Origin of the sequence: Campylobacter sp. RM9331 (genome assembly GCF_020137685.1) — a bacterium.
Lineage (GTDB): Bacteria > Campylobacterota > Campylobacteria > Campylobacterales > Campylobacteraceae > Campylobacter_E.
In genome coordinates this window covers 78508-99180 of record NZ_JACGBA010000003.1, presented here as the reverse complement: position 1 = coordinate 99180, position 20673 = coordinate 78508, and the positions used below count along the sequence as shown (strand labels likewise).

The following is a 20673-nucleotide window of genomic DNA, read 5'->3' as shown; positions in this document are numbered from 1 at the left end:
TATGAAAAAAGTTATATTATTAATTACAGTTTTTACGATTTATGGTTTTTGTGTAAATATTCCTAAACCTACAAAAGAAGATAAAAGAATTCAAGTTGCAGAGTTTAATGCTAATGAAGTATATGAAATAAAAGCTAAAAATGGCTATATTTCAATGCTTAAATTTGCTCATGATGAAAGAATTATAAATATAGTTTGCGGTTTTTTGGAAGGCTGGTCTATTAAATCAGATACTAATTTTATATTTATAAAACCACAAGCATATATTGCAAAAGCACAAGAGCAAACTATGGTAGATAGCAATGGTAATTTAGTATCGTTTTCTGACAATCAAGATGTAGTAATTCAACCAAACGCAAAAGATTGGAAAACAAATCTAATAATTACTACAAATAAAAGAATTTATACATTTGATTTACTTCTAACTGCAAAATTAGATTCTTCTTATAGAGTTGATTTTAAATACACTGATGATATTGCAAAAGTAAATCAATTAATTGCTAATAAAACTAAACTTGAAAACGAAGAAAAAGAAATTGAGCAAGAATTAAACAATATCAATGTTCCTAAAAATTATCATTTTGTTCAACATGTTAATAAAAATAGCGAAGATATAAGCGTTGATTATGCGTATGATGATGGTGTTTTTACATATTTAGCTTTTAATACAAATAAAACAATACCATCTGTATTTGAATATGATAAACAAAATAAAGAGAGCATATTAAATACTCATATTACTAAAGATAATGATTATACAGTTTTAGTGATTCATAAAATTCCAAAACAAATTTTGCTTCGTTCAGGTGATAAATTAGTTGGTATTAAAAATTTAGGTGCTGGTAAAAATTTATATCCATTAAAAAATACTAAATCTGATAAAGTTGAAAGGGTAATAAATGAGCAATAACGAACAAAATAGAAGTAAAATTAATGAAATAAATCAAGAACAAGAAAAAATAAATAATAATTTAGAATTAGATGTAGATACTAATTCTAAAATAAAACTACAAGCTACTGCAGTTATTTGTTTATGCGTTGTAATTGCTATATTGGTTTTTTATCAATTTGTAAAAACAGACAAGACAAAAGAAGAACCAATTAAGCAAAATACAGAAACTATTATAAGTGCAAAAAATCGTAGTTTTGAAATAAAGAATAATACACAAATTCAAGATGAGTTGGAAGTAAAAAAAGATTTAGAAGCTTTATTTGGATTAAAAGAACAAAATACTACTTTAGAACCAGCTATTATACTGAATACAAATGAAAACAATAAGCTAGTTAATAAACCTAGGGTTTTAAAATCTAGTGCAAATTTTAGTGTTAATAACTCATCTCAAAACACAAATAAAAGTCAATTAGAATTACTTGATGAAAATATAGCACAAGCACAAAATTTAAATAATTATTACAATGATAAAATAGCAGAAGAAACAAACAGGCTTAACTTATTAATGAGTAACCCAGAATCTTTTAACAATAATTCTAATAATTTAGATTTTAATAACTCATCACAAAACTATTCAAATAATAGCTCGTATCAAATAAATATGGCGAGAATAAATAATATTAATCCACATTTTTTATTATCAAAAGGTAGTTTTATTCATTGTTCTTTAAACACAAGAATTGTTTCTATGTTAGCAGGTAATGTTAGTTGCACTATTAGTAATGATGTATATAGTGCAGATGGCACTGTTTTGTTGATTGATCGTGGTTCAACCATGTTTGGTTCTTTTAAAAGTGGTGAAATTAGTGATGGTGTAAATAGATTGTTTGTTGTTTGGGAAGAAATAAGAACTCCTAATAATTTAATTATTCCTATAAACTCACCTGCAACAGATGGACTTGGTGCAAGTGGTATGAGTGGCTATGTAGATCATCAATATTTAAAACGATTTGGCTCTGCTATATTTTTAAGCATAATTGATGATGCAGTTAATGTAGCTATTAATGGTAAAAGGGGTAAAGATAATGTTGATTATACTGAAAATACAAGAGAAAATGCACGAGAATTAGCAAATACTGCACTGCAAGAATTTATAAAAATAAAGCCTGTTTTATATAAAAATCAAGGCGAAATAGTAAGCGTATATGTAAATAAAGATGTTGATTTTTCTAAAGTTTATAAGCTAAAAATGAAGACTAAAATAGGGCAAGGCTATGAGCGATAATACTTCTTTAAATAAATATGCGGAAATGCTTTTTGGTAAATTTTTGAAAGATGATTCAATAAATGAAGTTTGCTATCAAGGTGGCAATTTAATTTGGTGTGAAGATATTCAAGGAAAATGGACTGCTTATGAAAACGATATTAATGAACAAAAAGCCTTATCTTTTGCTAAAGCTAGTGCTAGTTTTAAAAAAGATGAAATAGATAAAAATAAACCTATATTATCTTGCATTTTACCTACTGGTGAGCGTATTCAGATAGTAATTTCACCTGCTACAAAAGATAAAATTGTATCAATTACTATTAGAAAGCCTAGTAAAGTTAGATATACAATCAATGATTACATAGAAAGGGGTGCAATAACTAAAGAATTTGCAAATAATTTAGGTGAAGCTATCAAAAATGGTAAAAATGTCGTTATTTGTGGTGAAACAGGTAGTGGAAAAACTACCTTCATGAAAACCTTAATTGATTTTATCCCATTAGATGATCGTATTATTACTATTGAAGATGTAGAAGAAATTAAATTTTATGACCATAAAAATTATGTGCAACTATTTTATCCTAGTGAAGCAAAAATAACCGATGCAGTAAATTCTGCTACTTTATTAAAAAGTTGTTTAAGAATGAAGCCTGATAGAATTTTGTTAGCTGAAGTTAGGGGTGGGGAAACTTATGATTTTTTAAATGTAATCTCAAGTGGGCATAACGGCTCTATGACAAGTTGCCACGCTGGAAGTGTTGGTGGTTGTATTGACAGGCTTGTAATGATGTCTATGCAAAATGATATGGCAAGGGCATTAGGAAAAGATATGTTAATAGATGTTGTAAAAAAAGCCATAGATATAATCATAGTTTTTAAAAATATAAATGGTAAAAGACAAATACTTGAGTATTTGTATGATGGTAAAATACATAAGGTTTATAATGAAAAAGCTAACTAAATCACAAATTATAGCTTTAGTATTTTTATTTATTTTGATTGATTATGCACTAACTATAATTTTTTGTTTGTATTTTAATGGGCTTTTAAAAAAAATATATTTGATTAAAATTGGATTTGTATTTAGTGCTATTATTAATAACTATCCTTATATTTACAAATCTTTAGGTTTTGCAACTTTGATAAGTTCTTTGATATGTTTAATTATTCCTTTAATACCACGACAGCAATCTTTACATGGTGATGCAAGATTTGCCACTAAAAGAGAAATTAAAAAAATGGGGTTATTTGGCAAAAAAGGTATTATCGTTGGTAAATATCAAGGCAAATTGTTAAAATTTGGTGGTCAGCAATTTGTTGCCCTTGGTGCTCCAACTCGTAGTGGTAAAGGTGTTGGTATTGTTATTCCTAATTTACTTGAATGGAAAGAAAGTGCAGTAGTTCAAGACATTAAACAAGAATGCTTTGATTATACTTCAAAATATAGAAAAGAAAAATTGGGCAATGAAGTATATTTATTTAATCCATTTGATAGAAGAACACATAGATATAACCCACTAGCATACATAAATATGAATGGCACAAATGTTGATGCAGAATTAACTGATTTTGCAAATATTTTATATCCAGTAGTAGGAGATCCAACAACACAATTTTTTAATCAATTAGCACAAAATTTATTTATAGGACTGTGTTATTTAACTCACGACTTATTAAGTTCTGAAATGGGACTAGCATTTATTAGAAATTATAAACTAGATGTTTCTTTTACGCTTTATGGGATATTATCTATCAGCGAAGGTTTTAATTTTACTGTTGAAAGTAGTGAAGATGAAGAAGAAAGTATAAAACAAGAAATTAAAGGTTTTGAAAATACTTATAATTGGTTGTGTGAGCTAGGAATTGCAAGCCCTAAAGCACAAGAGCGTATAAAATCTTATTTGGCAATAGCTTCTGATAATACTAGAAGTGGAGTGATGAGTTCTTTTAATGCTCCATTAATGATCTTTAGAGCAGATAATATGCGACTTGCAACTAGTGCTAACGATTTTGATTTTAGAGATTTAAGAAAGAAAAAAATGACAATATATGTTGGCATTACTCCTGATCAATTAGATAATGCAAAACTCATTTTAAATATATTTTGGCAACAGTTAATACTATTAAATACAAAAGAGTTACCACAACAAAATCCAGAGCTACAACATACAGTATTGTGTTTGATGGATGAATTTACTTCAAGTGGTTATTTATCAAAATACTTAACAGGAGTTGCATTTATGGCAGGTTTTGGATTTAGAAGTTTAATGATATACCAGTCAGATTCACAACTTGAAATGCCAATTCCTAATGGGTATGGCAAAGAAGGTGCAAAAACTTTATTAACAAATCATGCATGTCAAATATATTATGCACCTAGAGAGCAAGAAGATGCTGAAAGAATTTCAAAAATTTTAGGAAATATGACAGTAATCAACAAATCAACAAATTATCAAAACGCATTAAGTTTAAATGTAGGTGGTAGTGAAAGCAAAACAGTAAGGGCACTAATGCTTCCACAAGAACTTCGTGAAATGCCATTTGAAAAAGAACTTGTAACAATAGATGCAGGAAAACCTATTTTATGTGATAAGGCATTTTATTATAGTGATAATTATTTTATGGACAAATTTAAATCTATTTCAAAATCTCTAGCAAAAATAAAAGATTTGCCAACTAAAAAAGAGTTGGAAACTGTAATCCAAAATGGAGAAACAAGAATAAATATACCTTATCAAAATTTTGAAATTATGAAACAAGAAAATGAAAAACTTTTAGAAGAAAATTTATTAAAACTAACAAAGGAAGCAGCATGAAATTAAAATTATTTTTATTTATTTTAGTAGGATTATTTATTACAAACTGTGCAAAAAGTTCAGTAAAAATTGATAGTCCAAAATATGATCTTGTAAAACAACAAGTAGTAGAAAATACGACTTTTAATGTTATCAAAGATCCTAGTCTAAACTACTCGTGGGTTACTAATTACTTATTTTATTTTAAAGAAAATATTTTAGTTGAAAATAATAAGAAGGTAAGCTTTTTTTACTATGCACATAATAGTGATCAAATATATATATTTGCAAGAAAAGAACTTGCTGAAAAATATGCTTTTTATTTAAAACATAATGGAATAACAGCAAATATAGTTATATATGACTTTATAGCAAATGAACCTAATTTGGTAAATATTATTTTTGAACATAAATAAGGAGATTGATATGCAAAGTTCTATTAAATTTATAGTTATATTGTTTTTTAGTATTAGTAGCCTATATGCCGATCAATTTACTGGCGATAAAAGAACTGCTTGTGAAGTTATATTATGTATGTCAAGTGGTAAAAAACCTTCAGAATGCAATGCACCTATAAGAAAATTTTTTTCAATTAGAGCTAAGAAGCCTTGGAAGACTTTTGAATTAAGAAGAGATTTTTTAAAACTATGTCCAACGAGCAATGGGAATGAAGTTGATGATGATTTAATTATGGCTGATTTAAAAGAATCAATTTTGAATGTTCCACATGAATGCACAGCAGAAATATTAAATAAGCAATATGAATATACTATAGGACAAGGGTATTATCCAGAAAAAAATTGCAAAGTTAGTAATAAAGATAAATTAATTAGAATTACACATAAGCTACCACCACAATGTATAAAGCTAATTAACAATGCATATACAGATTTAAAAATGCCTAAAAATATATGTGATGGCAAATATTATACTATTAATGATTTTAATCGTGGACACTATGAAACCATTATTAATAGGAGTGATGATTTTCAGAATATTTATAAGTTAAATAAATTTTCACAACCTTCTAATTTATGGTTAAATTTATACAGACAAGACCAATATCAAGTTAGCAAATATCGTTGTAGTTATATAGTAGAAAGTGTTGAAAATTTTGATAAAACATATTACTACGATGTATATACGCAAAAGCATAAAATCAATAAAGAATGTTGGGTGTATTAAAATGAGCAATCAAGATAATATAATTGATTTAGTTGCAGAAGGTCTAATAGAATATCATGATGGTGATGAAAAAGATATATTAAATTATTCAAAACTCATAGATAGTCAAAATAAGCTTAAGAGTAAAATTTTAAGCTTAATAGATACAGCTAGAAGTTACAATAATTTAAGTGAAGTTGAAAAGAGTTTGTTTTATGAACTAGAAAGTAATTTTAATACTTTTTTTAATACTTGGGTAAATTTTTGTATTTTATTTAAAAAAGCACCTACGCAAGATGAGTTGATAGCTCAAAATAATATTTTAACAACCAAAAAAATAATAAATGATTTTAATCAAATTCATTCTCATTTTAAAGATTTGCAAATAGAAGAAAAATCTAAAATATTTAATACCAATTTTTCTAATTTTATAAATAATCAAGAAGCTAAACTAGAAACAACGGCACAAGAATTTGATGAGTTTTTAAAGAATTTTATAACAAGACAAGAAAACTATTTAAACAAATTTGAAAATCAAGTTAAAGAATTAAATCAAAATTATGCCAAAAGCATAAATTCAATGATGAAGAAAGCAAAAATGACTTTTAATATTTTGCTTGGTTTAAATTTTATTTTAGCTTTTATTTTAGGTGGAGTAATTTTTAAATTGCTTGCTTAAAAATACGCAAAATTATACATAAAATTATATGTATATATAATTTTATTTATTATTTTACAAAGGAGAAAATATGAATGTTTTTGTAACAAGTGGTAAAGTAGGAGATGATAAAACCATCATCGGTTTTGGTTCATTGCAAGAATATGAAGGGCAAAAGCCTAATGCAAGAGATGTTTTTAATAAGATTAATTCTATTGATGCTTTTTTAAAGTCAGTTGATGCTGATAAAATTCCATTGAATTTAAAAGTAGGAAATAAAGAAACTGGCGAAACCTATATGAAAGCTGATGCATATTATCAAAAAGGTATTAGTAAAGATGGTAAAGCATATGCGTTTAATAAAATAGCAATAGAAATTCAACCTGAAAAACGCAATGAAGCAGGAGAATTAATGCAAAATGCTGAAAAATTATACGCAACTAAAACTAAAGAAGGATATGCATTTGATAAGACAAATGATGATGCAATAATTGACAAATTTAATTCACTAATTAAAGATGGTGTTGATTTTACATTAAGTGCTACAAAAAACACAACTCTTGAAAAATATCCAAATTTAATGCAAGTTGTAAATAAAATTGATAAATCAGCAAATATAGAGATTGATTTTGTTCAATCGCAAGGTGCAGTAATTAAATCTATTCAAAGTCCAGCAGGTAATAAACTAGAAAGTGGAACAGAGCAAATTATGAATTATGCTAAAGATAAAAGTATGGATAGATAAATAATATGTGGGCTATTTAGCCCACTAAAGGACTGATATGAGTGAGAAAGAATTGGAGATTTTTAAGCTTGGTAAGGATTTAGCAAATATTTTATCAAGCAATGAAGCAAAAGCAGATTTAAAAGCTTTATACGATAAACACCCTGAAATGTTTAAAAATCTAATTGAAGTAAAAGAAGTAATACAAGAAGTAGTAAGCAATCCTGAAGTTGTTAAAGAAGCAAAAAACAATATAGATGTTTATGCAATGAAAAAACTTGATAAATTATATGAAAGTAAAGAAAAAATAGGTGATGTAGTTATAGGTAAAAATAACTTAAAAATTTATCATGCTAATAAAATGAGAGTTAGTGAATTAAAAAGAATACAAAAAAATATTAATTTAGAGCAATCCGTAGATGCAGACCCCAACACCCTGCATACGACTATGTTGGAAAAACCTCACGACTTGGAGCTGATGAATAAAAATTCATCTGGTGCAAACGCACTTTCTACGGATAATAAAGACATTATACAAGAAAATAATAAAAAGTTCTTTAGTGAAAGCTTAAATAAAGCAATAGAAAAAGGTGTGGTAAAAACCAGTAGCGAAAATAACAAGAAAGAATGGGAGAAATGATGAGAGTATTCATAGCTGAAAAACCTGAATTAGCAAGAGTGATTGCAAATAATTTAAATGAAAATACTGTTAAAAATGATGGATATATTCAAAAAGGTAATGATATTGTTACTTGGGCTTTTGGACATATTTTAGAACTTTTTATGCCTGAAGACTATAAGCAAGATTGGGGCAAGTGGAATATAAATGATTTGCCACTACAAATTGATGAGTTTAGATACAAGCCTAAAGACAGCTCTAAAAAGCAGCTTAAAATAATTTGTGATTTGTTAAAAAAAGCTACTGAAGTTATAAATTGTGGTGATGCAGATGAAGAAGGTCAAATTTTAGTAGATGAAATAATAAATTATGCAAACTATAAAGGAAGCGTAAAGAGATTATTATTACATGATTTAACTGATAAAGGTGTTAAAAAAGCTTTAAGTGAAATTAAAAATAATAGCGATTTTAAAGGTATTAGCGAATGTGGATTTGCTAGAAGCCAAGCTGACTGGATTGTTGGAATCAATCTAACTCGTGCATATACTACTATAGCTCAAAGTAGTGGATATAAAGGTGTTTTAAGTGTTGGTCGTGTTCAAACTCCTATTTTAGCTATGATAGTTGCTAGAGATTTGGAAAACGAAAATCATAAATCAAGTTACTATTATACTTTAACAGGAGAATTTGAAACAGAAAATTTAAAATTAAAAGCTAATTTAAAAACAAGCGAAAAAATTGTTGATGAAGTGGTTGCAAATGATATAAAATCAAAATGTGAAAATAAAGAATTTGATTGCATAGTTAATCATGAAAACAAAATAGAAAATCCACCACTACCATATAATTTGCTTTTGCTTCAAGCTGAATGCTCTAAAATATTTAACTATAAGCCTGATAAAACATTAGAAATTACACAAAGTTTAAGGGAAAAACACAAGCTAATATCTTACAATAGATCAGATTGTCAATATTTACCAGAGAATTTGCATAAAGAAAGCCCAGAAATTTTATCAGCTATAAAAAATAATCTAACAGGTTTTACAAATATTATAAATAATTCTGATACTAGTATTAAAAGTAGTGCATTTAATGATAACAATATAACGGCTCATTATGGTATTATTCCAACGGAACAAAAAGTTGATATAAAAGCTTTAAGTAAAGATGAATTAAATGTTTATGAAATGATAGCAAAAAGATTTGCATTACAATTTTTTAAACCTAAAGAATATTTGCATACTAGTGTAGTTTTTAAGTATGATGAATATGAATTTAGCACAAGCTCAAATAAAACTACATTTGCAGGTTTTAGCGAATTTATTGATACTAATGATAGCGAAATTAATACCGATGAAGAGCAAGAAAACGAAGAGTATTCACAAGATCTAAGCACACTTGAAAACTGCAAATCTTATTCAAGTAATATAAATATAAATAAAAAACAAACTAAACCTAGACCATTATATACTATGGCAACTTTATTAAAAGATTTAACAAGTGTAAGTAAATATGTAAAAGATGAAAAAATAAAAGCACTTCTAAAAGAAAAGGATAAGGATAAAAAGGGTGAAAGTGGTGGCATAGGCACACCAGCAACAAGAAGTGAGCATATTAAAAAGTTATTTGAGCGTGGATATATTGTTGAAGTTAAGAAAAAGATTAAATCTACTGATTTAGGAAGAAATTTAATAAAGCTATCACCTAAGCTTCTGACAAGTCCTGATATGACTGCGTTGTGGTTTGAAAATCAAAAAGATATAGAAGCTTTTAAATTAAGCAGAAATGATTTTTTAAGAGCAGTATTTAATGATGTAAAAAACGATATAGAGAGTTTGAAAAACAATGATGATTTAAAAACATTTGCAAGTGATAATGCAATAGATAAAACATATCCATGTAAAGTTTGCAATAATGGTTATATGCAAAGAAGAAAAACAAAAGATGATAAATATTTTTGGGGTTGTTCTAATTATAAGGGTGGTTGCTCCAAAACATATAATGATAAAGCTGGAAAACCTGATGGTTATAATGCAAATATTTATCCTTGCAAACAATGTGGTGCTGGAGTATTAGAGCGTAAAAAATCACAAAAAGGTAATTACTTTTGGGGTTGTTCTAATTGGCGTAATGGTTGCAAAGCAATGTTTTATGATGATAATGGAAAACCTAAAAAATAATGCAATTTTTTAACTGTTCTTGTTTAGATGATAGAAAGCAATTTAAAGATAAGATAAGGAGTGATTTTTCTTATCTTATCCCTTTTATAGAATATTACGAGAGTAATTATTTAGTATGCTATCAAATTGATAAAATTGCTATATTAGTAACTGATGATACTTATAAGCTATTTAATATGCTGAATATTATTAAAGAAACTAATGTGTGCGATTATTTTTCATTAAATGATAAAAAAATATATTTACTTACAATAAGCGTTTCATTATATTACAATACTATAAAGTTTGATATAAATAATTACTTATATTGTAGTTTTCGTGATGATATTATTAATACTTATGGAAGAAATACAACAATAAGAACATTTATTTTAGAAAATAGCCTATATGATATATATGGTTTTATGAATAATAAAAATAAGTATCCAGCAACCTTAAAGCATTTATGTAGTTTAAATAAGCATTTTGCATATACATATTTATCATTTTTAAACTCAAATGTAGCTAAAGATATTTTATATGATTTAAAAAATGCTAATGAAGAAGATTTTATAAGCTATTATATGAAAATAGAAATAAAACTATTAGAAAACACACCAAACAAACAAGAATTATTAAAATTAAAATATCCGAATAAAAATATACCTAAAGTAGTAAATAAAATTGATTTAGCAAAATCAAAAGCATTATTTAATTTAGAAAAATATTTAAGTGCCACACACTATAAAAGAGTATGGCATAATGTTTTAAAACTAAATTATGATGATTATGGAAATTATTCAAAAGAACGAATATTATCTAATTATATGTTTAAGTTTAATGATTTTAAAATAGATTTAAATTATAGTCTTGATGATTTTAGAATACTATTATCAGATTATATAAAACTATCAATATCGCTTAAAAGACCTATTAATTTAGATATAACTTCAGTAAAAAGACTTAAATCGCTACACGATGATTTAGTGGTTGAATATGACTATAAAATAGCTAAAAAGAACAAAATGGTTATTAAAAAAGATAATCCATTCTTAAAGTTAAAATTACCTGATAATTTTAAAATGATTAAAACTAATTTTGATTTAATCCAAGAAGGTAGAAGAAATAAAAACTGCGTTGCTTCTTATATAGATAAAATCAATAGTGAAAAATGTGGAATTTTTACTTTAGATTATAAGTATAAGCACTATACAATAGAGATTATAAAATATAGAAATAAGTATTACATAAATCAAATAAAAACATTTGCAAATGAAGAAGCAAGTAAAGAAGTGGTTGAGTATGTTAAGGCATACCTTAATTAAGATATTTTTGAAAAATTATTTTAATTTATTTTAATTTATTTTATGTTAAAATAAATTAAAATAATTGAAAGGAGATAAGATGTCAGATTTTGTAATTTTAGAAAATAAAGAACAAGCATTAAAATACCTTGAAAGCTTAAAAGATACTATGAGTGAGAATATTTATCAAAAGATACAGATGGGTTTGCATAAATCATACGATAGCGATGATGAAGGAATAATTACTGAAAAATCATTAAGAGATCATATTGAATATGAAAACTTGATTGAATTAGGAAAAACTAAAGAAGCTGATGTTTATAAAAGTGAAAAGATGACCGAAAATATGAATATTTATTTAAAAGCCGAAGGTATTGTTAGATGAATAAACCTATAGCTTTATTTTTGGCAGGTGCAAATGGAAGTGGGAAATCTACTTATAGGTTTGCAAATAAAATTGAATTTTTAAATTTAATAAATATAGATCCAGATAAATTTATTAAAGATAATAATGGCAATAATGCATTAGGCTCTAAGTTGGCTATAAATACATTTAATGCGTGTATTAAAAATAAAATTTCTTTTTCTATGGAAACTACGCTTTCAGGTAAAAGTGTTTTAAATAGAATAAAACAGGCTAAAAACAATGGTTTTAATGTCAAAATGATATATATTGGGCTTGATAACTCTAATCTTAATATACAAAGAGTTGAAGCAAGGGTTAATCGTGGTGGGCATAATATTGAAACTAATCTTATTATTAAAAGATATAAAGAAAGTAGATTAAATTTAATAAAATCACTGCCACTTATTGATAACTTAAAACTTTACGATAATTCAACAAATAAATTAATTAAATGTTTAGAAGTGGATAAGCAAAAATTAATAGATTTGAATACGCCATTGAAAAAATGGGTTAGTGATGTGTGTTCTAATATATTATTTAACGAAAACGGTAATTTATGTTTGCCTATTAAAAATATTGAAAAAATGACTGATATTGGTAAAAATAAAGATATAAATAAAGAACTTTAGATGTGGAAAATATTTTTTTTCTTTATTGATTTCTATTATTTGTTTTGCAAATGAAGAAGTTAGTGAAGCGATTGGGTGTGTTAAAATATACCTTTAATTAAAATATTTTTTAAAACAATCATTTCAAGTTATATAAAGTTATTTTAAATTAAAATTAATTTAAATATTATTTAAGGAGAATTTAATGAAAAAATATAAAATTTTAGTAGCATTAGCTACAGCGACACTTTTTATCTCTTGTGGAGAAGATATTAATAAACCAAATTTCGGACATGAATATGTTAGTAAATATATAAAACATTGTTTATTTTTTCAAGCAAAAACTGATACTACTATTACTTCTATTGTTGCTGAAGATGGAAAATGTGGATTAGAGATCCCTATAAATATGCATAATTTTTGGGATGTATCGGAAAACGGTAATGAAATGATTAAATATGGCTATTCAACAGAATTTACAGACAAAGGTGTGAAAAATACCAAATCAATAATAGAAAGAAAAAAAATTGAAATTAAATTGAAAGAAGGGGAAAAATTTTACTTCGTTTCAGGTTGTTATCCTATAAAAAAATTAATATTAGAAACAGATATAGGTAAATTTGAGTATAAAGATCTCAAAAAAGATGATAAAAAATAAATTAATTTTTATTTTACTATTGCCTTTTATTTGTTTTGCAAATGAAAATGCCTATGATGCGTTATTTGTTAAATACTCTAAAATACATAAGATTCCATCGCAGCTTTTGTGGGCAATAGCAAAAACTGAAAGTAATTTTAATCCAAGTGCGATAAATAAAGCAAACGACAATGGCACTTACGATATAGGTTTGATGCAAGTTAATTCTATACATGAAGAAAATTTAAAAAAATTAGGTTTAACATTAAATGATTTGTATGATCCAGAAATTAATGTGCGATATGCAAGTGCATATCTAGCCAAATGTTTTAAAAAATGGGGATTTAATTACAAAGGTCTAAATTGTTATAATGGTAGAATTTCAAATAACAATTACAATATAAAGGTTTTAAATAAATTGCGAAAAAAACAAAAAATAGTATATAAAAATACTAATGCAATTATTAAATAAAGGGGGTAAAATGAATACTAGAGAAGATACTGCATACATACTTACTCAATTAGGTTATGAAGTTGATAGATATTTTAGATTTAAATTAAGAGATGAAAAAACTGCAAGTGCTTCAATCAATCTTAATGGCAGAATTAAAGATTTCGGTAGTGGTTGGTATGGTTCTTGTGTTGATTTATTGTGTGAATTTCATAATTATTCTAAAAAGGAAGCTTTTGATAAAGTAAATGAATTTATGGGTGTAAATAATAAACAATATGCACTAAGCGAACCTAGTTTTAAAGAAAACAAGGAGCATTCATCGCTATCTATAAGTGAAGATTATATATCTAATTACGAATTGCAAAGAAAAGAAAATTTTACTCGTTATAGCGAACTTTTAAAACAAACATTGCCAAATATTGATAATCACAAAAGAATTGAATTAGCTAAAAAATATCAGATAGGATATTCTAAAGAATCAGATAGGTTAATAATGCCTATTCGTGATCTTGATAATAAGGCTATGACTTTATGGAAATATAATCCTAGTCCTAAGCCATTCGTGGGTAGTAATAAAGAATTAATACAGTTACCAAAAGTAATGTTTTCAAAAGGTAAAAAGCGTTGCCCTTTTAATTTAAACGATCTTAATGAATATAGAACTAATTTAAATAAAGCTATTTTGGTTGTTGAAGGAGAAAAAGATTGTTTAAATGCAATTGCAAATGGATTTAGAGCGATCACTCTTGGTTCTGCTACAAGTTTAGTAGAAGATAAATATATTCATCTTTTTAAAGATACTAATATAACTATTTGTTATGACTATGATGATGCTGGGAAGAATGGAGCAAAAGCACTTGCAGAACAACTTAAAAATACCTGCAAAAAGATAGAAATTTTTGATTGGGAGCAAGTATCTAAGCAGTTTAAAATTGAATTGTCTAAAGGTTTTGATTTTACTGATTTTATGAAAATAACAAATGAAAAAAAACATAATGATAAAACAAAAGATAGGGGAAATTAATGCAAAATAAAGATTTTAATCAAGAAATAGATTTATTAGAAGATGGAGAAGTGGTTGCAATTTATAGTGAAGAAGAAGCTAAAAAATTAGGTATTATTGACTTTTTGGAAAGTGCTGGTGATATTAATGAGTGATATAAAATTCAATAACTCTAGTGCTGATAAAAATCATCAATATATTGAAGATTTTACAAATACACTTATAAAATCATTAGAAAATAACACTGCACCATGGATACAGCCATGGAAAGCAACAGGTCTAAAAAATAATCCACATAATGCTATTACAGAACAAGAATATAACGGTTGTAATGCTTTGTTATTAGAGATAATTACTGCTGAAAAGGGATATAAAGATCCTAGATGGCTAACCTTTAAACAAGCAAAAGATCTAGGTGGTTTTGTTAAAAAAGGCGAGAAAGGCGTTCCTATTAGGTTTGTTAGTGTTATTGAACCTAAAACAACAGATTTAGAAAAAGAGATGGAAGAAGGACTTATATCTTTAAATGATGATAAAAAATATATAGTTAAGCATTATACTTTATTTAATGCAGAGCAAATAGAAAATATGCCAGAACGAAAACAATTTAAAGTAGATCCTAATTTTGAATTTAAATCAATTGAAAATGCAGAAAAAATATTGGCTAATTCAGGAGCTATTATTGAGCATAAACTAGGCGATAGAGCATATTATAATCCTTCATTAGATAAAATAGTATTACCTGAAAAACAGCAATTTAAAAACGAAATGGGTTATTATAGTGTAGCATTACATGAATTAGGTCATTGGACAGGACATAAAAATAGATTAAATAGAAATTTAGAAGGTGGTTTTGGTAGTGAGCAATACGCAAGAGAAGAATTGAGAGCAGAAATTGCTAGTTATATGTTATGTAAAAAATTAAATATTGATTTTGATCCTAGCGAACATTTATCATATATTAATTCATGGAAAAAGATTATAAACAATAATCCAAATGAATTATATCAAGCAACAAAAGATGCTTTAAAAATAGTTGAATATGTTAGCGATTTTAGTATTGATAAAAATATCAAAAAAGAAAATGCTATATCAAAAAATGTTATGGATAATGTATTAAAAAATGTATTAAATAAAACAAAAGGAAGCGATATTGAAATAGCTAAGTAAAACTACTTAGCTATGAATTGTTGTAGTATTTGATTTTTCTTCTAATAAATAAACTGATAACATGATTGTAAAGTATGCAAGTAAGTATGCACCAGAATTTTGAGCCAAACTATACCCTGTTAATGCATTACATATATTTAAAAACAATAAACCACCAGACCCAATAAAAGAAAGAGATCTAGTATTGCTAAAAATGCTGAAAAATATAAATAAAATAATACATGTATAGTTTAATGCATCAAAGCGAGTTGAATAATCGTTACCAAAGATTGACTCACAAAATTTTACAAAAAATATCAATTCTTCCATAGACAAATTCCTTTTTTTATGTTTAATTTTATTCTACCATAAAAAAATAAAAAAGAAGATAATGTGTGTTGGTGGAAGCATTATATTGTTAATTTTCTTTTTTATCTTCTAGTATAAATCCATAGCTATTTAAAAATAAATATCCTAAATAAAGCCAAAATAAAAACATTATAATGTTTTCAAAATCTTTAATTTCATCTAATCTTAGCAAAAGGCTTATAATTAATTGATAGGAAAATAATTTTATACCAGCAGTATATAAGATAAATAAAATTTTACGCTTAATTCCTATTCTTTTAATATGATAAATATTATTAATTATAACAAGTAAAAAAACAATAATAGTAATTATATGTATTTTTGCCTCATAATCAGTTGTAGAATAATTTCTTAGAAACAAAAGTATTAAAACAAAAATATCAATTAAATTAATATATTTTAAAAATTTAAAATATATTTTATTCATTATTATTCCTATTGATTATTGCATTATATAATTTTCTTGTAGCACTTTCTCTTAAATCTTTAATAGCATCTTCATCAAGTAATAAAAATTCATGAAATTTTATTTTATAATATTTTTTAATTAATGGAAAACTCCCAAAAAAATATTCATAAATAAAAATAATTATCAATATAATCGCAACAATTGAAAGCATAGCTGATATAGCAATAAATATTGGCATTATAACTCCTTTAATTTTTCTTCATATTGAGTTTTTATAAAATTAATTAAAATTTTACTCTTAAAATTAGTTTGTCCATACTTTAAAATCATTCTAATACAATAAGTATCATCTATTATTTTATATTTAGAATTAGAGCCAAATTCACAAATATATAATTTCTCACTTCTAAGTAAGTGTTGCAATGAAAATTTTTGACCACGCTCTTTTTCTTTATAAAGTTCATTATGTTTTGGAATCTGTATTACAGGATTAGATACTATATGTATCTTTATATTGTTATCGGTATCTATAAAAACATAATCTTCATATTTATTGTTAATATAATCATTAGCAAAAATATAAACTAAATATACGATTATAATGATAGGTAAATACTCAAAGATTTTTTTTATTTGCATAATTTTCATATTAATTCTTTTAATTCCAATTTAATTATTATTAATCCTAATATATTAAATAATGTTAATACTGTAAAAAATATAATTGCATAAAACACTATAAAAATAGTTACAGGGTATAGATTTTTGTAATCTAAAATTACAGCGTATTGTGCTATATACGCTCCGAGAGTCATTATTAATATAAAGCTTGTATATATTGTCATAGCATCCCATTGTTCTTTAAGTGTTCTACCTATTACAAACCATTTATAGAAGAACAAAAACATATACATAATAGGTATTAAATATATAAATATAATTGAAGCAAAATCATTACTTTGATATGCATAAGGCAAAACTTCTGTAAATAATGTTTTAAATGTATTCAACATTGTTTTCTCCTTTTGTTAAATTCTAATTTTATGTGATATGAGCATGGAATATGATCTGATAAATCATCAATATCTTTTTTAATTTTATTTAGTGCTTTTTGTAGCTCTTGTTTATCTATATTTTGATTTGGATATGTTAAATATGATTCACTATGTTTTTCCAAGTTTAAAAAGGTTTTATATAATGATCTATATAGAATTTCTAAAGGCGTATTCTTAGTTAAGCTAAGTAATATATTTTTTAATTCTTTTAGCTTTCTATCTCTTGTATAGTTTATTATATAATGAATAAACTTAGGTGATAAAGATTTATCAAATGGAAAGCTACTCAAAAACTCACCATGCACTATATTGTTGCTACATCTTGCGATTACTACTGTTAGACTCCAAATATCTGCGAAAACTTCAATAATATTTTCTACCACATTAGGTTCTTTCTCTATAATTTCTTTTGAAAATTTTCTTTTCAATTTGGTAAGAAAAACAATCATACTGTCTCCTTATTAAGTATTAAAATATTTTATTTTTCTATATTTTCTATATTTTTATATTTTGTTTTATCTTTAAACTTAAATTTATTTTGAAATTCATCTTGCTTATTTAGTGTATTACTTTTAAGGCTCTCTGTTTTAAACTCATCTTTGGTTAATATTTTATATTTAGATTTCTGCTTTTGCTTTAAAGGTTGCAAATGCTTTTCGCTTTTATCTTTTATAGATACTTCCCATATATTTTTATAAGTGGTTAATTCATAATATTGAAATTGTTTATTAGGTAATTTTTTCTTAGCTGTCACTTTTGCTTCTAATTGATCAGTCACAGCAAAATAGCATTTATCACCTACGCATACATTATTGTTATCTACAACTTCTTTTAAGTCTTTGCCCCACAATATAAATTCTTTATCATTTTTATCCTTCATTTTTACATAAAAGCTTGGCTCATTATCTTCTTTAAAATCATATAATGCATCACCGAAACTTACCACTTCATGATAATTCATATATTTATCTTTTTCTTTATACACTTTAGGAGTTAAATTAATTTTAGTTTTTATTGTTGCAGTTGCTTCTACTTTTAAAGCATTGAGTTCTAGTGCAAATAATTTTCTTAAATCTTGCAAATCCTTTTTTCTTATATGTTGTCTTTTACCAAAATTATCTTTTACTTTTAATACAACATGGCAATGTGGATTATCTGTATCTTTGTGCATAGCTACTAGAAAACTATTATTAGGATACTTAGTTTTTAAAGTCTTTGTTAAAGCTTCTTTGATTTTTTCTACTGGTGCATTTTTATGATCTTTCATTGAAAATATGATATTGTGTGTTTCCTTTATTTGCTTTTTATTTTTACTTGTATCATATTCAAATTCATCATACGCTAAAAAATTTTCAATAGCTTCATTATTGTTATTATATATATTGCTATCTTGATCAAATAATTCCAACTTTTCTTTTCTTGAAATGTAATTTAAATGCCGTTTCAAGCTTTTTGCATCATAGCATGAACTGGCTATTTTAATCATAACTTCAGTATTTTTTTTACTATTAATATATGTTTTATGTAATGTGCGTTTTTTATAATTTTTAGGAAGTTTTGCAACTTTTTCTTTTTTAATAAATACTTTTTTAGCTCTTAATTCTTCATCTTCTAAATATATTTTTTTAGCCATTTAATCTCTTTGTTAAAGCCATATAGTCTGATACAATTTGCTTTATTGTTAGTTTAATTTCATTGTTTGTATCTTCTACAATTTTATTAAATTTTTGCATGTCAGGACTAAAGTTATCAAATCTTTTTTCATTTAAAACTTTTGCAATTTGATTTATATTTACACCTATTTTTTTAATTTCTACAATAGCTTTCATTAGTTCATTAAATTGATTTTTGCTAATATATTTTTCATCTTTTAAAGATGATAATATTAAATATTTAGCTTCTTTAGTTATTGAATTAAAGCCGTGTATTTTTCTAAAATTTTCTAATGTTTCATACTCATCTTTGCTTATGAAAATTCTAATCTCTTTATACTTGGTTTCCACATCTTTAATATTTTCATCTTTTAAAAATTTATAATTCTCCTTAATACATATTAGTATAAGCTCATGTATTACTTGAGTATATGAAACTCCTTTAGTTTCTTTTAACTTATCTAAATATTCAAGTGCATAATCTTTTAATCTAATTGTAGTTTTTTTAGAGCTCATTTTTTCCCACTAGCATATAAAATTAAAATATGGTTGACTATTATTTATTTTTTCAAGCATAGATACAAATTCTTCGGCAATTAACTTTGGGTGACTTAAAATATTTACATTTTTAGAAACGGTATCTATATCCATTGAATAACATTTTGAAGTATCCACTAGAGTTAAATGAACACCCAAATCTTGATGAAATTTAAATTCAAGTTTATTTAAATTATCACAATCTTTTGCATTATAAAAAAATTCGTTTTCGGTTACTCTAACTTTAAAACCATAACGATATTTATCATCGAATCTTGGTCTTATATTTTTTGTTACTAAATCTGCATGATAGTCTTTATAGTTCTTTTGTTCTTCTAAAAAATTATTTTTTATAGTTTCAATATCTAATAACTTAATATCTATTTTAGGAAAATAATTTGACATTATTTTATAAAGACTTTGTCTGATAATGCAACGAATTTCAAAGCGTTTGCTATGACTATATAATAATGGAATTAATTGCTCTGGATGATTTATGGTTTGCTGTGTATAATCATCATATCTAAAATGAAAAGAAAGGTTATGTAAAATACGACGTGTAATAGTTTTAAAATCAACATTATTTAATTTATTTATAAAATTTTCAAAATCTTCATGTTCAACTAATTTAGTAACACTTCCTAAAGTTAAAATATCATTCTTAATTTTATCCATATCTATTCCTTTCACGCTAATAACATATAAGAGCTAACAGCAGTTTTGACAATAGTATAAAAAAAGTGTATGGCACTTTTTGGATACTTTGTCTATCCTGCCTAACCTTATTTTATTCTAAAATTAATAATAACTTT

At 25.3% G+C, this 20673-nt stretch carries 27 protein-coding genes; 18 read left to right on the top strand and 9 right to left on the bottom strand.

Annotated elements, in window-relative coordinates:
• The first annotated feature begins 1 nt into the window (after position 1).
• The 18 genes from AVBRAN9331_RS02295 to AVBRAN9331_RS02210 all read left to right on the top strand — a co-directional run bounded on the left by AVBRAN9331_RS02295 (position 2) and on the right by AVBRAN9331_RS02210 (position 15860).
• Positions 2-910, top strand: coding sequence for a TrbG/VirB9 family P-type conjugative transfer protein (locus tag AVBRAN9331_RS02295; RefSeq protein WP_239803205.1), 909 nt, complete (start codon positions 2-4; stop codon positions 908-910).
• Positions 900-2177, top strand: a complete 1278-nt coding sequence (gene virB10, locus AVBRAN9331_RS02290) for a type IV secretion system protein VirB10 (RefSeq protein ID WP_239803204.1) — start codon at positions 900-902, stop codon at positions 2175-2177. Before AVBRAN9331_RS02295 ends, virB10 begins: the two co-directional genes overlap by 11 nt.
• A complete protein-coding gene (locus AVBRAN9331_RS02285) occupies positions 2167-3120 on the top strand; it encodes an ATPase, T2SS/T4P/T4SS family (protein WP_239803203.1) in 954 nt (317 codons plus the stop codon). Before virB10 ends, AVBRAN9331_RS02285 begins: the two co-directional genes overlap by 11 nt.
• Positions 3104-4975, top strand: coding sequence for a type IV secretory system conjugative DNA transfer family protein (locus AVBRAN9331_RS02280; RefSeq protein WP_239803202.1), 1872 nt, complete (start codon positions 3104-3106; stop codon positions 4973-4975). The genes AVBRAN9331_RS02285 and AVBRAN9331_RS02280 overlap by 17 nt, the downstream gene beginning before the upstream one ends.
• Entirely contained in the window at positions 4972-5370 is a 399-nt protein-coding gene (locus AVBRAN9331_RS02275) for a cag pathogenicity island Cag12 family protein (protein ID WP_239803201.1), read from the top strand. The genes AVBRAN9331_RS02280 and AVBRAN9331_RS02275 overlap by 4 nt, the downstream gene beginning before the upstream one ends.
• 10 nt (positions 5371-5380) lie before the next feature.
• Entirely contained in the window at positions 5381-6139 is a 759-nt protein-coding gene (locus AVBRAN9331_RS02270) for a TrbM/KikA/MpfK family conjugal transfer protein (protein ID WP_239803200.1), read from the top strand.
• A 1-nt stretch (position 6140) separates the two neighbouring features.
• Entirely contained in the window at positions 6141-6797 is a 657-nt protein-coding gene (locus AVBRAN9331_RS02265; protein WP_239803199.1) for a hypothetical protein, read from the top strand.
• A 70-nt stretch (positions 6798-6867) separates the two neighbouring features.
• Positions 6868-7521 carry a hypothetical protein gene (locus tag AVBRAN9331_RS02260; RefSeq protein ID WP_239803198.1) on the top strand — a complete coding sequence of 218 codons (654 nt, stop codon included), beginning with the start codon at positions 6868-6870 and terminating at the stop codon, positions 7519-7521.
• 37 nt (positions 7522-7558) lie between these two features.
• The gene (locus AVBRAN9331_RS02255; RefSeq protein ID WP_239803197.1) at positions 7559-8140 is read left to right on the top strand and encodes a hypothetical protein; all 582 of its coding nucleotides are present in this window, start codon (positions 7559-7561) and stop codon (positions 8138-8140) included.
• The gene (locus AVBRAN9331_RS02250; protein WP_239803196.1) at positions 8140-10299 is read left to right on the top strand and encodes a DNA topoisomerase 3; all 2160 of its coding nucleotides are present in this window, start codon (positions 8140-8142) and stop codon (positions 10297-10299) included. Before AVBRAN9331_RS02255 ends, AVBRAN9331_RS02250 begins: the two co-directional genes overlap by 1 nt.
• Positions 10299-11603 carry a PcfJ domain-containing protein gene (locus AVBRAN9331_RS02245; protein ID WP_239803195.1) on the top strand — a complete coding sequence of 435 codons (1305 nt, stop codon included), beginning with the start codon at positions 10299-10301 and terminating at the stop codon, positions 11601-11603. The genes AVBRAN9331_RS02250 and AVBRAN9331_RS02245 overlap by 1 nt, the downstream gene beginning before the upstream one ends.
• Positions 11604-11682: 79 nt before the next feature.
• The gene (locus AVBRAN9331_RS02240; protein WP_239803194.1) at positions 11683-11967 is read left to right on the top strand and encodes a hypothetical protein; all 285 of its coding nucleotides are present in this window, start codon (positions 11683-11685) and stop codon (positions 11965-11967) included.
• On the top strand, positions 11964-12617 hold the full coding sequence (locus AVBRAN9331_RS02235) for a zeta toxin family protein (protein ID WP_239803193.1): 654 nt from the start codon (positions 11964-11966) through the stop codon (positions 12615-12617). The genes AVBRAN9331_RS02240 and AVBRAN9331_RS02235 overlap by 4 nt, the downstream gene beginning before the upstream one ends.
• A gap of 184 nt (positions 12618-12801) precedes the next feature.
• On the top strand, positions 12802-13254 hold the full coding sequence (locus AVBRAN9331_RS02230; protein WP_239803192.1) for a hypothetical protein: 453 nt from the start codon (positions 12802-12804) through the stop codon (positions 13252-13254).
• Complete coding sequence (locus AVBRAN9331_RS02225; RefSeq protein WP_239803191.1) at positions 13241-13705, top strand: lytic transglycosylase domain-containing protein; 465 nt, start codon at positions 13241-13243, stop codon at positions 13703-13705. Before AVBRAN9331_RS02230 ends, AVBRAN9331_RS02225 begins: the two co-directional genes overlap by 14 nt.
• A 10-nt stretch (positions 13706-13715) precedes the next feature.
• Positions 13716-14711, top strand: a complete 996-nt coding sequence (locus tag AVBRAN9331_RS02220; protein ID WP_239803190.1) for a toprim domain-containing protein — start codon at positions 13716-13718, stop codon at positions 14709-14711.
• Complete coding sequence (locus AVBRAN9331_RS02215) at positions 14711-14845, top strand: hypothetical protein (RefSeq protein ID WP_275591983.1); 135 nt, start codon at positions 14711-14713, stop codon at positions 14843-14845. Before AVBRAN9331_RS02220 ends, AVBRAN9331_RS02215 begins: the two co-directional genes overlap by 1 nt.
• Positions 14838-15860, top strand: coding sequence for an ArdC family protein (locus AVBRAN9331_RS02210; protein WP_336606991.1), 1023 nt, complete (start codon positions 14838-14840; stop codon positions 15858-15860). The genes AVBRAN9331_RS02215 and AVBRAN9331_RS02210 overlap by 8 nt, the downstream gene beginning before the upstream one ends.
• 6 nt (positions 15861-15866) lie before the next feature.
• Here the strand turns inward: AVBRAN9331_RS02210 and AVBRAN9331_RS02205 are convergent, their stop codons facing one another.
• From AVBRAN9331_RS02205 to AVBRAN9331_RS02165, 9 genes are all read right to left on the bottom strand, one after another.
• Positions 15867-16169: a hypothetical protein gene (locus AVBRAN9331_RS02205; RefSeq protein ID WP_239803187.1), complete on the bottom strand. Its 303-nt coding sequence runs from the start codon at positions 16167-16169 to the stop codon at positions 15867-15869.
• Between the two features lie 88 nt (positions 16170-16257).
• A complete protein-coding gene (locus AVBRAN9331_RS02200) occupies positions 16258-16635 on the bottom strand; it encodes a hypothetical protein (RefSeq protein WP_239803186.1) in 378 nt (125 codons plus the stop codon).
• Positions 16628-16855: a hypothetical protein gene (locus tag AVBRAN9331_RS02195; RefSeq protein WP_239803185.1), complete on the bottom strand. Its 228-nt coding sequence runs from the start codon at positions 16853-16855 to the stop codon at positions 16628-16630. The genes AVBRAN9331_RS02200 and AVBRAN9331_RS02195 overlap by 8 nt, the downstream gene beginning before the upstream one ends.
• The gene (locus AVBRAN9331_RS02190) at positions 16855-17265 is read right to left on the bottom strand and encodes a hypothetical protein (protein WP_239803184.1); all 411 of its coding nucleotides are present in this window, start codon (positions 17263-17265) and stop codon (positions 16855-16857) included. The genes AVBRAN9331_RS02195 and AVBRAN9331_RS02190 overlap by 1 nt, the downstream gene beginning before the upstream one ends.
• The gene (locus AVBRAN9331_RS02185; protein WP_239803183.1) at positions 17262-17630 is read right to left on the bottom strand and encodes a hypothetical protein; all 369 of its coding nucleotides are present in this window, start codon (positions 17628-17630) and stop codon (positions 17262-17264) included. The genes AVBRAN9331_RS02190 and AVBRAN9331_RS02185 overlap by 4 nt, the downstream gene beginning before the upstream one ends.
• Complete coding sequence (locus AVBRAN9331_RS02180) at positions 17624-18121, bottom strand: hypothetical protein (RefSeq protein WP_239803182.1); 498 nt, start codon at positions 18119-18121, stop codon at positions 17624-17626. The genes AVBRAN9331_RS02185 and AVBRAN9331_RS02180 overlap by 7 nt, the downstream gene beginning before the upstream one ends.
• 29 nt (positions 18122-18150) lie before the next feature.
• Positions 18151-19305 carry a MobP1 family relaxase gene (mobP1, locus tag AVBRAN9331_RS02175; protein WP_239803181.1) on the bottom strand — a complete coding sequence of 385 codons (1155 nt, stop codon included), beginning with the start codon at positions 19303-19305 and terminating at the stop codon, positions 18151-18153.
• Entirely contained in the window at positions 19298-19840 is a 543-nt protein-coding gene (gene mobC, locus AVBRAN9331_RS02170) for a plasmid mobilization relaxosome protein MobC (protein ID WP_239803180.1), read from the bottom strand. Before mobC ends, mobP1 begins: the two co-directional genes overlap by 8 nt.
• Before the next feature lie 9 nt (positions 19841-19849).
• Positions 19850-20536 (bottom strand): hypothetical protein, encoded by a 687-nt coding sequence (locus AVBRAN9331_RS02165; RefSeq protein WP_239803179.1) that lies wholly within the window; start codon positions 20534-20536, stop codon positions 19850-19852.
• Between the last annotated feature and the right edge of the window lie 137 nt (positions 20537-20673).